Origin of the sequence: Enterococcus sp. DIV0724b, assembly GCF_050531475.1 — a bacterium.
GTDB classification, from domain to species: domain Bacteria; phylum Bacillota; class Bacilli; order Lactobacillales; family Enterococcaceae; genus Enterococcus_L; species Enterococcus_L haemoperoxidus.
Genome location: NZ_CP172890.1, coordinates 2,595,657 through 2,612,338, shown reverse-complemented (window position 1 = coordinate 2,612,338; position 16,682 = coordinate 2,595,657). Strand labels below are relative to the sequence as shown.

Sequence of the window (16,682 nt, the reverse complement as noted above, 5' to 3'; positions counted from 1 at the left end):
CTACTTTTAGATAGAAGGATGATGACTATATAATGCGAAAAATGAAGACGATGGATGGAAATACAGCAGCAGCATATATTTCATATGCGTTTACTGAATTAGCCGCTATTTACCCAATTACACCAAGCTCAACGATGGCTGAACTTGTCGATCAGTGGTCGGCAGAAGGCAAGCAAAATATTTTTGGACAACCTGTTAAAATTGTTGAAATGCAATCAGAAGCAGGTGCGGCAGGCGTAGTCCACGGATCGTTGAAAACTGGTGCATTAACAACTACATACACTGCTTCACAAGGATTATTACTGATGATACCGAACATGTATAAGATTGCTGGAGAGTTGCTTCCGTCAGTCTTTCATGTTGCTAGTCGTGCTGTAACAACAAATGCGCTGAACATTTTCGGTGACCACGGAGATGTGATGGCTGCTCGTCAGACAGGGTTTGCTATGTTATGTGAAAGTAGCGTCCAGGAAGTCATGGATTTATCAGCGGTCGCTCATTTAGCATCGATTGAATCAAGTGTTCCATTTATCAACTTCTTTGATGGATTTCGGACTAGTCATGAAATCCAAAAAATCGAAGTATTGGACTATGATGAATTAGCACCATTACTGGATCAAGAAAAACTAAGCGATTTTCGTAGCAGAAGCATGAATCCAAATCATCCTTCCGTTAGTGGAACGAACCAAAATCCAGATATCCATTTCCAACAACGTGAAACGATCAATAGCTATTATGAACAAATTCCAGCTATAGTGAAAAAATACATGGATGAAATCAATGAGCTTAGAGGGACGAATTATGATTTGGTCACTTATTACGGAGCTGAAGATGCAGAAGAAGTGATTGTTTCAATGGGGTCAGCTGCCCAAGCAATCGAGCAAACGATCGATTACTTGACGAAGCAAGGCAGAAAAGTTGGCTTCTTAAATATTCATTTGTACCGTCCGTTTCCAATAGAGAACTTTTTAGAAAAAATGCCTAAAACTGTTAAGGCGATCGGAGTGATGGATCGTACGAAAGAACCAGGAGCCGGCGGTGAGCCGCTACTTTTAGATGTTCAAAGTGCGATGTATGAGTCGGATTTGCGTCCAATGATTATTGGCGGCCGTTATGGATTGGGATCAAAAGACGTCTTACCAAACCAAATCGTTGCGATTTATGATGAGTTACTAAAAGATAAAAAAGCAGCAAAATCGAGGTTCACGATCGGAATTGTAGATGATGTGACTTACACTTCACTTGATTGCGGGGAAGCTCTCGATTTGACCAATTCAAAAACCTATCAAGCAAAATTCTGGGGATTTGGCTCAGATGGTACAGTTGGTGCAAATAAGTCAGCAATCAAAATCATTGGGGACCATACGGATAAATATGCTCAGGGATTCTTTTATTATGATTCAAAAAAATCTGGTGGGTTGACAGTTTCTCATTTACGTTTTGGCGAGACACCGATTCGTTCGACTTATTTGATCGAGCATGCAGATTTTGTTGCATGTCATACTGCAGCTTACTTAAATACGTATGATTTAGTTAAGGGATTGAAAAAAGGGGGAACCTTTTTACTGAATACAGTTTGGAATGACGAACAATTGGAACGATTCTTACCCAATAAACTAAAGCGTTACTTAGCTGAAAACGAGATTAATTTTTATACGATCAATGCCGTTAAACTAGCTAGTGAAGTTGGATTAGGTGGTCGAATCAATACAGCGATGGAAACAGCTTTTTTCAAATTGGCGGAGATCATGCCATTTGATGAGGTACTACCAATCTTAAAAGAAGAAGCATTTAAAAGTTATGCAAGAAAATCGATGTCTGTTGTTGAAAAAAATGTTCAAGCAATTGAACGCACTGTTGAACTTCTGCATAAAGTTGAAGTGCCACTTGAGTGGAAAACAATTGAAGTAAAACCAAAAGTCCGTAAAGCAAACATTACTGATTATGTTCATGAGATCGTAGAACCAATCAATCGTCAAGAAGGAAATGATCTTGCAGTCAGTGCATTTATTAAAAATGATATGGCGGATGGGCGGATGCCGCTAGGTACGACTGCTGTCGAAAAACGTGGTATCGCTGTAGAAGTACCAGAATGGAATAGTGATCGTTGCACAATGTGTAATGAGTGTGCGTTTGTTTGTCCGCATGCTGCGATTCGTCCATTTTTGGCAGACGATGAAGAAATGGCAGAAGCACCAGAAGGCTATATCGTCAGAGAAATGCGCGGAGCCGATGGTCTAAAGTATCGTATTCAAGTTTCTGTAGAAGATTGTACAGGTTGCGGACTTTGTGTGGACGCATGCCCAGCCAAAGGCAAAGCTTTAGTTATGAAACCTTACGAAGAGCAAAAAGAACAAGCCATGAACTGGGCATTTTCTATGACGTTGAAACAAAAGGAAAATCCAGCCAAACCAAATACTGTTTTAGGAACGCAATTTAACAAACCACTATTAGAATTTTCAGGTGCTTGTGCTGGTTGCGGTGAAACACCCTATGTGAAATTATTGACGCAAATGTTTGGTGATCGAATGATGATCGCAAACGCTACAGGTTGTTCTTCTATTTGGGGTGGAGCAGCACCTGTTGCTCCTTATACAACAAATGATGAAGGACAAGGTCCTGCTTGGTCTAACTCATTATTAGAAGATAATGCAGAATTTGGGTATGGAATGCTTTTAGCTAGCCAAACACGTCGTGAGCATTTAGCGATGAAGATGAGTGAAGCGATGAATGTTGCTTCTCCAGCGTTAAAATTATTAATGGAAGATTGGATCAAGCATATGCACACGGGTGAAGGCACGCAACAACGTGCTGCCAAACTAAAAGCTGCATTACTAGATGAAAAAAAGGATCAACCTTTATTAGAAACAATCTATGCAGACAACGATTTGTTTGTGAAAAATAGTCAATGGATGATTGGTGGAGACGGTTGGGCTTACGATATTGGTTATGGGGGGATCGATCATGTTCTTGCCAGCGGTGCTGACGTTAATATGCTAGTTTTAGATAATGAAGTCTATTCTAATACTGGTGGACAAACCTCAAAAGCAACACCTGCCTCAGCCATTGCAAAATTCTCGGCAAGTGGTAAATACGTTTCTAAAAAAGATTTAGGCATGATGGCAATGACTTATGGCAACGTTTATGTAGCTCAAATTGCGTCGGGTGCTAATCAAATGCAGACGATCAAAGCTTTTGAAGAAGCTGAACGTTTCCCAGGGCCATCTATTATTATCGCGTATACGCCTTGTATTACGCATGGGTTAGTGGGTGGAATGAGTAAAACTTTGGAAGAAGCAAAAGAAGCAGTTAATTCCGGTTATTGGTCATTGTATCGCTATAATCCAGAACTAAGGGAGTCAGGAAAAAATCCAATGACTTTAGATTACAAAAAACCAAATTTTGAAGCGATGCAGGAGTTTATGCGTAAACAAGTTCGTTTCTCTTCATTAGAAGCTACACAGCCTGAATTTGCAGGTAAACTTTTTGAAAAAACGGTTGATGATGCGAAAAATCGTTTTTATAATTATGCAAGGATGGCTGGTCAAGAAGAAAAAATCCGAGCAAAATTAGAAAAAGCAACAGAAGAAGTAGTGGGTGAAAAAGCACCTCGTGTAAAAAAAGAGCGAGTAGTCGATCCAGAAGCTGATGCAAGAAGAGCAGCTAGACGAGCTGAACGTGCAGCAAAACGTGGAAAGATAGAAGAATAAACAATTCTTTTGATTTGGAATGGAAGAAGGCAGAAACTTGATTCTACTTCTTTCATTCTTTTTATTTAAATTTTTCTATCGTTCATACTCATCCTGTAACCAAGGAAAAGATTATGGTATACTTATTAAGAAATCTTCAGAGAGAGGTGAGGTTTATGATGTCTTTTCAACTTAGTCAATTATTTGATTTAAATTATTGGCGGCAATTGATCTCATCTGATTTCTTGTCCCGTGATTATATTATTAATGTTATAGATATTTTGGTAGTATGGTACCTTGTCTACAAATTGATCATGCTCGTTAGGGGAACAAAAGCCGTCCAGCTGTTAAAAGGGGTCGCTGTTTTTATTGTGATCCGAATATTAAGTGAAATTATTGGTCTACATACATTATCTTGGCTGATGAACCAAGTAATTATGTATGGTGTAATTGCTGCTGTTGTGATTTTTCAACCAGAAGTTCGGCGAGGCTTAGAACATCTCGGTAGAAGCTCATTCTTCCGTACAACTAGGTCAGAGCAACAAGAAGATGAAAAAATGATTCTCTCCTTCGATAAAGCCATTCAGTATATGTCGAAACGGAAGATTGGTGCTTTGATCACAATAGAAAGAAATACTGGTTTAGATGAATACATTGAAACGGGTATTCCTTTAGATGCCAACATTACTGGAGAATTATTGATCAATATTTTTATTCCGAATACGCCACTACATGACGGTGCTGTAATCGTAAAACAAGGGAAAATTGCTGTAGCAAGTGCCTATCTGCCTTTATCAGAAAGTAACTTGATTCCCAAAGAATTCGGTACCCGACATAGAGCAGCTGTTGGTATTAGTGAAGTAAGTGATGCTGTGACGATCATTGTGTCAGAAGAAACAGGAGACGTCAGTCTGACGCTAAACAATGATTTGATTCCTAGATTGACACAGGAAGAGTACTTAAAAATTCTTAGAGCAGAATTAGTACCAAAAGAAGAAAACAAAGATAAAAAAAATCTTTTGCAACACTTTCTTGACGGTGTATCGAAAGGGGCGAAAAAGAAATGAAAAAGCCCTCCCAAAGCAATTGGTTTTCAGGATTATTAGCATTACTGTTTGCCTTGTTGCTATTTTTCAATGCTAATTCATCTGGGAATATATCGAATATGTCTGGTACAAACCAAGTTTATGATGAAATGCTTTATAATATACCGGTTCAAGTAGAGTATGATCAAGCCAAATATTTTGTTTCTGGTTATGAAGAAACCGTGAACGTCCATTTAAGCAGCGCAAATCGAATTCAATTGAATTTAGAATCAAATGAAGATACTAGAAATTTTCAAGTAGTTGCTGATTTAACTAAAACACCGCTTGGTACTTCGGAAATTCAATTAAGAGTTAAAGGATTAAGTACAGCTGTAACTGCTGAGATCGAACCAAAAACAATCACTGTAACAGTTGAGAAAAAAGTAACAAAATCATTTGACGTAGAGGCCCAATTGCCAGAATCAATCGAAGCTGAAGGCTATAAAGTAGAGAAAATTTCAGTAAGTCCTAAAACAGTGGAAATCACGACGGGAGAAGAGACGGCTAAAGCAATCTCTCGTGTCATTGCTCCACTATCAAATGTCAAACAATCTGTTGATACAATCAAACAAACGGTCAACGTCCAAGCAATTGATAGTAAAGGACAAGTGTTAAGTATTGAAAATCCGGCGCCTCAAGTAAAAGTTGTCGTTGACTTAACATTACCTTCAAAAGAAGTTGGACTGACAATCAGCCCAACAGGATCACCGCCTTCAGGTGTTGAGCATTTTACATTTAATCTTTCGGAGCAAAAAGTTGAAATTAGAGGGACAAAATCAGTTTTAGACGCAATCGATACAATAGAATTACCTGTTGATGTGACGAATATAAAGTCATCAACTAAACAAAAAATAAAGATTCCAACAAACTCAGAGTACATTGTTTCACCTGAGGAAGTAGAAGTGACAATCAATCCAGTCTTTGCTGGTTCCGATACAAGTTACTCTGAAACGACCGGACAAAGCACGACAACATCTTATTCAAGTCAAGTGTTGCCACCACCGTTACCGTCCAGTGAAAGACCGATAAGTTCTTCAAGTACAACAAGTTCGTCAAGTTCGACAAGTACTGAGAGTACTACCGAAGATAATCTAGAAAACGGGAGTAGTTCAGTTCCTGCAAGTTAAAGTAGATTGACCTAAGAAAATCAGTTATTCCTATGTGGGTTACTTAGTAGAATAACGGATGATATCTTAGTAAGTAGAAGGAGAGTTATGATGGGTAAATATTTTGGAACAGATGGTGTTAGAGGAATTGCAAATAAGGAACTAACACCAGAATTAGCATTTAAATTGGGCCGTTTCGGCGGATATGTATTAAGTCAACATGAAGATTCTACACGCCGACCAAGAGTTTTAGTAGGACGTGACACACGTATTTCAGGTCAGTTACTAGAGCAAGCCTTAATTTCAGGACTTTTGTCTGTAGGAATCGAAGTATTTCAATTAGGCGTTATTTCAACACCAGGAGTTGCTTACTTAACAAGATTACAAAAAGCATCGGCCGGTGTCATGATTTCAGCTTCTCATAATCCAGCAGAAGATAACGGCATTAAGTTCTTTGGTTCAGATGGATTTAAATTAGTAGATGATCAAGAACTTGAAATTGAAGCATTACTAGATGCACCAGAAGACAATTTACCTCGTCCTTCTGCTGAAGGCTTAGGTACGTTAGATGAATTTCCAGAAGGATTATTGAAATACTCTCAATTCTTAGTACAAACAATTCCGGGAGATTTATCTGGTTTGACTGTTTGTATTGATGCGGCAAATGGAGCAACAGCAACTTCTGTCAATCGTTTATTCGCAGATTTAGAAACAGATTTTTATACAATGGGGACAAGTCCTAATGGGCTGAACATCAATGATGGTGTTGGCTCTACTCATCCTGAAAAATTAGCTGAAATGGTTGTTGAAAAAGGTGCTGACGCAGGTCTTGCATTTGATGGTGACGGTGATCGAATCATTGCAGTTGATGAGTTAGGGAATATTGTTGATGGAGATAAGATCATGTTTATCTGTGCAAAATACCTTGCTGAAAAGAACCGTTTGAAAAAAGATACGATCGTTACAACCGTTATGAGTAATCTAGGTTTCAGAAAAGCGGTAGAAGCAGCTGGAATGAAAGACGTAATTACTCAAGTTGGTGACCGTTATGTTGTTGAAGAAATGCGTAAAAATGATTATAATTTTGGTGGGGAACAATCAGGACATATGATTTTCTTGGATTACAATACAACTGGTGATGGGATGCTTTCAGGTATTCAGTTATTGAATGTTATGAAACAAACAGGGAAAAAATTATCTGAGTTAGCTTCAGAGTTGACTGTTTATCCACAAAAATTAGTGAATATTCGGGTAACGGACAAACACGGGGCAATGGATGTTCCTGCAATCAAAGAAGTTGTTGAATTAATGGAAGCAGAAATGAATGGCGATGGCCGTATTTTAGTTCGTCCTTCTGGGACAGAGCCTTTATTACGTGTGATGGCTGAAGCTCCAACACAAGAAAAAGTGGATTACTATGTAGATAAAATTGCTGATGTCGTGAAATCTGAGATTGGTATAGGCTAATAAAAAATGATTGGAATGACCTGTATGCATGGAAACATGTATACGGGTTATTTTTCTGGTCGAAAAAACGAATAATGATTGGTATATCTTGATGATTGTTCGATAATATTATTGACAGAATAAACAGAAAAAGGTACTATGTTTGAGAATTGATAGGGAAATAAATCAGGATACAGCCTATTTTTTCACAAAAAATGATAGATAGAAATAGTCAGAGAGGAGCAATAAGATGGGAAACCATTTAGTTTTGCAAACAGATTTTGGACTTGGCGACGGGGCAGTAAGTGCGATGTATGGTGTCGCTCATATGGTAAGTGATGAGATCATCATTGGCGATTTGACCCATGAAATTCCTCCTTATGATATTTGGGCGGCGTCTTATCGTCTGTATCAAACAGTAAAATATTGGCCCAAAGGAACTGTTTTTGTTTCTGTTGTTGATCCTGGTGTAGGAAGTACAAGGCGAAGTATCGTAGCAAAAACCAAGTCTGGACATTATATCATTACGCCGGATAATGGATCTTTAACACATATTTCCCATTATCAAGGAATCAAAGAGATACGGTCGATCGATGAAGTAACAAGCCGCTTACCTCATTCAGAAGAAAGTCACACGTTTCATGGCAGGGATATTTATGCTTATAATGGGGCGCGTTTGGCTAGTGGTGAGATTTCGTTTGAAGAACTTGGCAGTATTGTTGGGATCGATTCCATCAAAGTATTGCCATTGATCGAAGCGAAGCATAATGAACATATTTTAGAAGGAAGTATCGATGTTTTAGATATTCGTTTTGGTTCTTTATGGACAAATATTCCCTTGGCATTTATGAAAGATGAAAAGATTATGCATGGGGATCAATTACAAGTAACAATTTATCATCAAGGGAAAAAAGTGTACCAAAATATTATGAAATTTGCTAAATCTTTCGCAGATGTGAATATTGGTGAACCTTTAGTTTATGTGAATTCATTGGTAAATATTGGGGTAGCAGTCAATCAGGATTCGTTTTCTAAACTGTATCATATTGGTACGGGAACAGACTGGACGATCCAGTTAAGAAAAGCACCGAAGATCATTTTTGAATAGGAGTGGGGAATATGAAAAAAGATTTTTCAGTAAAAACAATTGTAGCAATCGGCATTGGATCAGCGGTGTTTGTTATTTTAGGTCGATTTGTGGTGATTCCAACAGGATTTCCCAATACAAACTTAGAAACAGCTTATCCGTTTTTAGCACTAATTTCTGTTATTTTTGGACCTGTTGCAGGCGGTTTGATTGGCCTAATTGGTCATACGCTAAAAGATTTTACAACGTATGGCAGTGCATGGTGGAGTTGGATCATTTGTTCTGGTATTATAGGAGTGATCTATGGTTTTGCAGGGAGAAAAATCGATCTTCAACATGGCGAATTCAATAAAAAAGACATTATTTATTTTAATATTTATCAAGTGATTGGAAATGTTGTAGTTTGGGGTTTGATTGCACCGACATTAGATGTGTTGATTTACAGTGAACCAGCTAGTAAAGTATACACACAAGGCGTGATTGCTGTTGTATTAAACATTATTGCAGTAGGGATCATCGGAACATTGTTGATGGCAGCTTATGCTGCTACGCGAACTAAAAAAGGGAGTTTAACAAAAGATTGATTATGTAGTAAAATGAAATTAGTACAAATATAATTTCTGAAATAAAATTAAGGGCGAGAAAAAGCAAGCTTGATTTTCAAAGCGTACCAGCCTTTTCTTGTTCTTTTTTACATAGAATGAGGGAGCGTCATCGATGAAAAAACCACTGATAACTTTTGACAATTTTACTTTCCAATATCATAGTCAGGCGGAACCTACATTACACACTATTGATTTAACGATCTATGAAGGGGAGAAAGTCTTGATCGTAGGGCCGAGCGGTAGTGGTAAATCGACTTTTGCACAATGTATCAATGGATTGATTCCTTATAGCTATGAAGGGGAAATAACAGGAAATGTAACGATCCGTGATAAAGAATTAACAAAGACCAGTCTATTTGATTTATCTTTTGACGTTGGAACAGTTTTACAAGATACAGATGGTCAGTTTATCGGATTAACAGTGGGAGAAGATGTTGCGTTTGCTTTAGAAAATGATGAAGTATCGCAAAGTAAGATGAAAGAGGAAGTCGATCATTGGACTAAAATCGTTGAATTGAATGATTTTTTACAGCATCGACCACAAGATTTGTCTGGCGGACAAAAACAGAGAGTGTCGATGGCTGGTGTTTTGATAGATGAGGCACCGATTTTGGTATTTGATGAGCCACTAGCTAATCTTGATCCTAAAGCAGGCAAAGAAACGATTGGGTTGATTGAAGAAATCCATCAAAAGACGAAAACCACTATTTTGATTATTGAGCATCGCTTAGAAGATGTTTTATATCGTTCTGTGGATCGTGTGATCGTGTTTAATGATGGACGAGTTGTCGCAGATTTACCAGCAGATGAGCTACTAAAAACGAATATATTATCGGAACAAGGGATTCGAGAACCTCTTTATATCACAGCGATGAAATATGCTGGTGTGGATTTAGAAACGGTTGATCATTTAGCTGACATTGAAAAAGTTCAAGCACCAAACTTGAAAGTACAAATGGAAAAATGGATGAACAAACAATCTCAAGCGATAGCGCAAGAAACGTTACAACCATTATTGGAATTGGAAAATATTACGTACCAATATAACCGAAATGATCGATCTGTTCTAAAGGATGTTTCGGTTACATTCAATCGTGGAGAAATGCTGAGCATTGTTGGGAAAAATGGTGCCGGTAAATCCACTTTAAGTAAAGCTATTTGTGGATTTGTTACACCGCAATCAGGAAAAATGAGTTGGTTAGGACAAGATTTTACTCAGTTTTCTATTAAAGAACGAGCAGATAAGATTGGCTTTGTCATGCAAAATCCTAATCAAATGATTTCAAAGAAAATGATTTTTGACGAAGTTGCTTTGGGTTTGATCTTGAAAGGAACGCCAAAAGCAGAGATAAGCGAACGTGTTGAACATGTTTTAAAAATATGTGGTCTATATTCGTTTCGTCATTGGCCGATTTCAGCACTTAGTTTTGGTCAAAAGAAACGAGTCACGATTGCGGCAATTTTAGTTTTAGAACCTGAAATGATTATTTTAGATGAACCAACAGCAGGTCAAGATTTTAAGCATTATACTGAAATGATGACCTTTTTAGAAAAGCTAAATGACTTGGGTGTAACAATTGCTATGATTACTCATGATATGCATTTAATGTTGGAATATACAAATCGTGCAATTGTTTTGTATGATGGCAAAATTCTCGCAGATACAACACCAGTTAAAGTGTTGACGGATTCTCAATTAGTGGAACGTGCTTCATTGAAAGAAACAAGTTTATTTACTTTTGCGCAACATCTAGGTATGAAAGAGCCGTTTTTGTTTACAGAAAGCTTTATGGCTTATGATCAGGAGGTGCGTTTGAAATGAATGAACATCAAATGTTAGGCTATATTCCTGATAGTACAATGATTCATAAATTGAATGGAACGGCTAAATTGATTTTTTTGATTCTGTTGTCGGTTGCTTGTATGACAACGTATGATACCCGTTTCTTGATGGGGATGACGCTATTTTCATTGGTTTTATTTAAGCTATCACACATTAAGTGGCACCAAATTTCATTTGTTGTAAAATTTATTTTTGTGTTTTCGTTACTGAACATTATTGCGGTGTATCTATTTTCGCCCGAATATGGAGTAGATTTATACCATTCTAGAACCGTCATTTTAGAAGGGATAGGTCGTTTTACATTAACACAAGAGCAACTGTTTTATGAATTTAATTTAGTTTTAAAATATTTTTGTACGATACCGTTGGTGCTGATTTTTCTATTGACGACCAACCCAAGTGAGTTTGCGTCCAGTTTAAATCGGATCGGTGTTAGCTATAAAATCAGTTATGCTGTAGCATTGGCCATTCGGTATATTCCAGATATTCAAGAAGATTTTGTCAATATCTCTTTAGCACAGCAAGCACGTGGCTTTGAGATGTCTAAAAAAGGTAAACTAACACAACGATTGAAAGGAACAGCCCAAATTGTTTTTCCATTGATACTCTCTAGCTTAGATCGAATTGAAACAATCAGCACAGCGATGGAATTGCGTCGTTTTGGGGAAAAAAAGAAAAGAACATGGTATGCTGAACGACCTTTTCATACCTCTGATTTTATTGTTATTGGATTCGCTATTTTATTGACTGTTTTAAGTTTTGCTTTATTCAAAGTCAATGGCGGTAGATTTTATAATCCTTTTAATTAACACTATTTGAAGAGATTGTGGCGAGAATCGTTGCTTTTGCTCCAATGTTTTATTCGAATTCTATATGGTTGGGATATGACTCGCAGAGTTATGGCCCAATCATTTTTTTATCCTTTTTTTGACTAGACCAATTTAGAGTTTTTGATAAAAGTGTTGACACATATATAGGGTTCGTTGTATGATTAATCCAGTTTCTATTTGAAAAAATATAAAGGAGGTTGGTTAGACCAATATGGAATAGCGCCAGGCCTGAGTATTCAGGTGACGAGGAAAGAGCTTATCGAAAGATTCGGCGGATAGCTCTAGGGACTGCACTCTATAAGTTGGAAAGAAAAAATAATTGCAAAATTATAACAAAAATTCAACTATGCAGAATAGAAACCTATGATAAAGATTTGGGGAAATAGAATGTGCTTGGAATAAAAAATACGAAGTCTGTTAAATAAAAATGACGAAAACATATTTTTTATCGATCCGCTTCTTTTTTCTTGAGCAATGACCTAAGACAATTGAGAAAGTAGGAAATGAATAGTATGTGTGGAATCGTAGGAATTATTGGTAAAGAGAATGCAACAGATATTTTAGTCCAAGGATTAGAAAAATTGGAATATAGAGGATATGATTCTGCTGGAATTTTTGTAACTGGAAAAAATACAGAAGATCATTTAGTAAAATCGTTAGGAAGAATCGCTGATCTACAGCGTAAACTCAGCCCAGAAGTTCAAGGTACAGTGGGAATTGGCCATACACGTTGGGCAACTCATGGAAAACCAAGTGAAAGAAATGCCCATCCTCATACATCAAGCAATCACCAATTTATTTTGGTACACAATGGTGTGATCGAAAATTTTGAAGAAATAAAACAGGAATTTCTTCAAAATAAGCAACTGGAGGGCGAGACTGATACGGAAATCGCGGTTCATTTGATCGAGTATTTTGCAGAAGCTGGAATGACAACAAAAGAAGCGTTTAAAAAAGCTTTAACAGTGATTAAAGGCTCGTATGCATTTGCGTTGATCGACAAAATTAATCCAGATACAATTTATGTCGCTAAAAATAAAAGTCCATTATTGATTGGTTTAGGTGATGGGTTTAATGTTATTTGTAGTGATGCGATGGCGATGCTTGCGGAAACAAATCATTTTGTTGAAATTGCGGACGGTGAAATAGTGATCGTCAAAGCTGATAAGATAGAGATCGAAGATGAACAAGGCAATTTAGTTTATCGTGAGTCATATGAAGCTCAATTAGATTTAAGTGACATTGAAAAAGGGACATATCCGTATTATATGCTAAAAGAAATTGATGATCAGCCAACGGTTATGCGCCGAATTAGCCAGGAATATACGAATACACTTGGCGATGCTGTAATTGATGAAAAAATCATCGAAAAAATAACGGACAGTGATCGTATCTATATCGTTGCTTGTGGGACTAGCTATAATGCTGGTTGGGTTGGCAAAGCACTTCTTGAAAGGATGACTAATATACCAGTTGAAGTTCATCTTTCAAGTGAATTTGGCTATAATATGCCGTTATTATCTGAAAAACCATTTTTTATTTTCTTAAGTCAAAGTGGAGAAACAGCTGACAGTCGTCAGGTATTGGTGCAAACCAATGAACTTGGTTTGCCATCACTGACACTAACAAATGTAGCCGGATCTACTTTATCTAGAGAAGCCGACTATACATTACTTCTTCATGCAGGACCGGAAATTGCTGTTGCTTCAACAAAAGCTTATACTGCACAAATTGCTGTTTTAGCAGTTCTTGCCAAAGCAGTGGGAGATAATAAAGGAAATCAGTCATCGTTAGACTTTGACATCGCTCATGAATTAAGTGTGATTGCAGCGGTTATGGAAACGATCATTGATGAAAAAATGGTTATCAGCCAATTAGTAGAAGACTATCTATCAACGACGAGAAATGCTTTTTATATTGGACGAGGTGTGGATTACTACGTATCAATGGAAGCTTCATTGAAGTTAAAAGAAATTTCATACATTCAAGCTGAAGGTTTTGCAGCTGGGGAGTTAAAGCATGGTACGATTGCACTGATTGAAGAAGGAACACCCGTTTTTGGTGTAATTACGGATCAAAAAACAGCGGCACATACTCGTGGAAATTTAAAAGAAGTTGAAAGTCGCGGCGCTCATAATTTTGTAATTGCCTTAGCATCATTAGCTAAAGAGACCGATCAATTGATCATACCAGATGTGTATCCATTACTAAGTCCTTTAGTTAGTATTATCCCGACACAATTGATTGCTTACTTTGCCACATTGCAAAGAGGCTATGATGTAGATAAACCACGTAATTTAGCCAAAAGTGTTACGGTAGAATAAAAACGAAAAGAAGTTGAAATACTAACTTTTAGAGTTAGAGTCCAACTTCTTTTTTCTAATTTATTGGTATTTTAACGTAAAATGTTGTTCCACTCTTTTTATCACTACTGACATCTAAAGCAAAAAGATGTCGTTCAGCGATTTCTTTAGCAATTGCTAAACCTAATCCTGTACCATCTATTTGATCATTCGAACGAGCTTGACGGAAACGTTGGAAGATTTCTTTTTGTTCTTTTGGAGAGATATAGGAGTCAGGATTATGAATACTGATGACCATGTTGTTTGTTTCTACTTTAGACTGAATAGATATAATGGCTTGATTTGGCGAAAATTTGAGTGCATTTTCGATCAAAATAACAAAAAGTTGGCGAATCCTGCCGTAATCACCATTGACAATAATAGGTCGACCTACTAAATCTTCCAATAGTAATTCTTGGTCTTTTTCTGATGATTTCAAACGCAAACTTCTTAAACTATCTGATAAAATATCGTTGATCGAAACTGGTTCCATTGTAATGCTAAACTCAGGATTTTCTAGTCTGGATAGTTCTAACAAATCATTGATTAACCGTTCTAAAACAATAGACTCTGCTAAAAGTTGCTGATAATACTGTTCAATTTTTTCTGGTTGATCGATCACCCCGTCATTTAGTGATTCAAGAGACCCACGAATGACGGTTACAGGTGTTCGTAATTCATGAGAAATTGTGGATAGAAAATTTTTCTGAGCCTGTTCGCGATTTTCCCGTTGAGACTTGGCTATAGCAAGACGGTTCTTTAAAATAGTTAATTTTTCTCCCAATTGTCCTATTTCATCATTGGTATCAACGTTTAGTGTATCATCATAGTTTTCGATAACAAGTTCTTCTGTGAAGTGACTCATTTTATTGATTGGTGCTATAAATTTTTTCGATAAAAGGATGGACAGTAAAAGTCCAATAATCCAAGCGATTATAATACTGATAAATAGCAATAAAAACCCTTGATTTTCCTCTTTATGAACACTAGAAATCGCTGAATGAAGTAAAACAACGGCTAGAACATCGCCACTGCTATTTTTAATTGGTGCACCTACTGTAACGGTTGGTTCTCCAATAAAGTTGCTGAAGGCATTGCTAGTAGTCGTTTTACCATTATAGACTTTCTTGATGACATCCTGTGCATTGTCGGGTAATTCCTCATATTCTTTGCTGTGCATGCCGTGACCTACAGTGATGGTATCAGCATTTTCATCAACGATCCAAATATCATCTATTCCGAATTGATCCATAAATTTAAGGAACGAAGAATACCCCATACCCATTTTCATTGAGGTGCGAGAACCCATCATACCATGCATAGAACTGCTATTGTCCGTTGTTTCTTCTTCCGTAAAATAATCATTTAAAGCTTCTGCGATAACTGTTGCACGCCGAGTCATTTCTTCGGTATGGATAGTAACCGTTTGTCTGGAAAATAATGTACTAAATGCGACACAGATCACCAATGAAAAAAGAAACAACGTAAGTGAAAAGTAAAGGATGAGTTTTCTAGTTAGTTTATTTTTCATTTTTACCCTCAAATTTATACCCTTGGCCCCAAACTGTGGTGATTTCCCAGTTTGAATGAGCGACTTCGTCTAATTTTGCCCGTAAACGTTTGATATGAGTATCCACAGTTCTCGCATCACCAAAATAATCGATGCCCCATAAACTGTCCAACAAATTATCTCTTGAAAATACTTTTTCTCGGTTATCTAAGAGTAACCACAGCAGTTCTAATTCCCTTTTTGTTAACATAATTTCTTGTTGTGCAATCGTGACTTTCTTTTCTTCTAAGTAAACGATCAAGTTATCATAAGTCAGTTGCTTCATTGTAAGCTGATTTTCATCTGTTCGTTCGATTCGTCTTAGAATTGCCCGAATTCGTGCCATCACTTCACTTGGGGAAAATGGTTTTACAATATAATCATCTGCTCCGATATCTAATCCCATGATGCGATGATAGTCTTCACCTTTGGCTGTGACCATGATGAGCGGCACATCTGATGTTTCTCGTATCTTTTTACAAACATCGAATCCATCGAGTTTTGGAAGCATGACGTCTAATAAAATCAATTCGATCGTATGGCTAAAAAATGCATCAAGGGCTGCTTGTCCATCGGAAGCAACGATTGGCGAAAATCCTTCTTTTATAACATATTCTTTTAAAACTTCTGTAATTTGTGAATGATCATCAACGATCAAAATAGTTTTCATGAAATATCCTCCTAGTTCATTCTTTTATTATAGACAATAATTATCTATTTTGGGAATTTATTTTCGACACATATTTGACACAATTATTCATTAAACTAAAGGAAAGTTAATGATATGTTATTGAGCTTCGCAGGCTAGCTCTTCGGAAAAAAGATTAAATCTGATTGTGGCAAAGAGCGCCACCCTCCTATTTTCCTATTTTTCTGTCAGAGCCGTACGAGCCTGATCAGCTTTTATATTATTGAGCTTCGCAGGCTAGCTCTTCGGAAAAAAGATAAAATCTGATTGTGGCAAAGAGCGCCACCCTCCTATTTTCCTATTTTTCTGTCAGAGCCGTACGAGCCTGATCAGCTTTTATATTATTGAGCTTCGCAGGCTAGCTCTTCGGAAAAAAGATAAAATCTGATTGTGGCAAAGAGCGCCACCCTCC

11 protein-coding genes are annotated in these 16,682 nt (G+C 37.1%); 9 read left to right on the top strand and 2 right to left on the bottom strand.

What is annotated here, in order from left to right; all coding sequences use genetic code 11:
* Positions 1-32: 32 nt before the first annotated feature.
* The 9 genes from nifJ to glmS all read left to right on the top strand — a co-directional run bounded on the left by nifJ (position 33) and on the right by glmS (position 14,015).
* The gene (gene nifJ / locus IGJ02_RS12035; protein ID WP_430602136.1) at positions 33-3,710 is read left to right on the top strand and encodes a pyruvate:ferredoxin (flavodoxin) oxidoreductase; all 3,678 of its coding nucleotides are present in this window, start codon (positions 33-35) and stop codon (positions 3,708-3,710) included.
* Between the two features lie 158 nt (positions 3,711-3,868).
* The gene (cdaA, locus tag IGJ02_RS12030) at positions 3,869-4,756 is read left to right on the top strand and encodes a diadenylate cyclase CdaA (RefSeq protein ID WP_430604111.1); all 888 of its coding nucleotides are present in this window, start codon (positions 3,869-3,871) and stop codon (positions 4,754-4,756) included.
* Entirely contained in the window at positions 4,753-5,901 is a 1,149-nt protein-coding gene (locus tag IGJ02_RS12025) for a CdaR family protein (protein WP_010762962.1), read from the top strand. The genes cdaA and IGJ02_RS12025 overlap by 4 nt, the downstream gene beginning before the upstream one ends.
* Positions 5,902-5,991: 90 nt before the next feature.
* Positions 5,992-7,347 carry a phosphoglucosamine mutase gene (glmM, locus tag IGJ02_RS12020; protein ID WP_010762963.1) on the top strand — a complete coding sequence of 452 codons (1,356 nt, stop codon included), beginning with the start codon at positions 5,992-5,994 and terminating at the stop codon, positions 7,345-7,347.
* 229 nt (positions 7,348-7,576) lie between these two features.
* Positions 7,577-8,434, top strand: coding sequence for an SAM hydrolase/SAM-dependent halogenase family protein (locus IGJ02_RS12015; protein WP_010762964.1), 858 nt, complete (start codon positions 7,577-7,579; stop codon positions 8,432-8,434).
* An 11-nt stretch (positions 8,435-8,445) separates the two neighbouring features.
* Positions 8,446-8,997, top strand: coding sequence for an ECF-type riboflavin transporter substrate-binding protein (locus tag IGJ02_RS12010; protein WP_010762965.1), 552 nt, complete (start codon positions 8,446-8,448; stop codon positions 8,995-8,997).
* Between the two features lie 133 nt (positions 8,998-9,130).
* On the top strand, positions 9,131-10,840 hold the full coding sequence (locus tag IGJ02_RS12005) for an ABC transporter ATP-binding protein (protein WP_430602135.1): 1,710 nt from the start codon (positions 9,131-9,133) through the stop codon (positions 10,838-10,840).
* Positions 10,837-11,670, top strand: a complete 834-nt coding sequence (locus IGJ02_RS12000) for an energy-coupling factor transporter transmembrane component T family protein (protein WP_430602134.1) — start codon at positions 10,837-10,839, stop codon at positions 11,668-11,670. The genes IGJ02_RS12005 and IGJ02_RS12000 overlap by 4 nt, the downstream gene beginning before the upstream one ends.
* Before the next feature lie 533 nt (positions 11,671-12,203).
* Complete coding sequence (gene glmS / locus IGJ02_RS11995) at positions 12,204-14,015, top strand: glutamine--fructose-6-phosphate transaminase (isomerizing) (protein ID WP_430604110.1); 1,812 nt, start codon at positions 12,204-12,206, stop codon at positions 14,013-14,015.
* 55 nt (positions 14,016-14,070) lie between these two features.
* Here the strand turns inward: glmS and IGJ02_RS11990 are convergent, their stop codons facing one another.
* Both IGJ02_RS11990 and IGJ02_RS11985 read right to left on the bottom strand, forming a co-directional pair.
* On the bottom strand, positions 14,071-15,564 hold the full coding sequence (locus tag IGJ02_RS11990) for a HAMP domain-containing sensor histidine kinase (RefSeq protein ID WP_010762969.1): 1,494 nt from the start codon (positions 15,562-15,564) through the stop codon (positions 14,071-14,073).
* The gene (locus tag IGJ02_RS11985) at positions 15,554-16,252 is read right to left on the bottom strand and encodes a response regulator transcription factor (RefSeq protein ID WP_430602133.1); all 699 of its coding nucleotides are present in this window, start codon (positions 16,250-16,252) and stop codon (positions 15,554-15,556) included. The genes IGJ02_RS11990 and IGJ02_RS11985 overlap by 11 nt, the downstream gene beginning before the upstream one ends.
* Between the last annotated feature and the right edge of the window lie 430 nt (positions 16,253-16,682).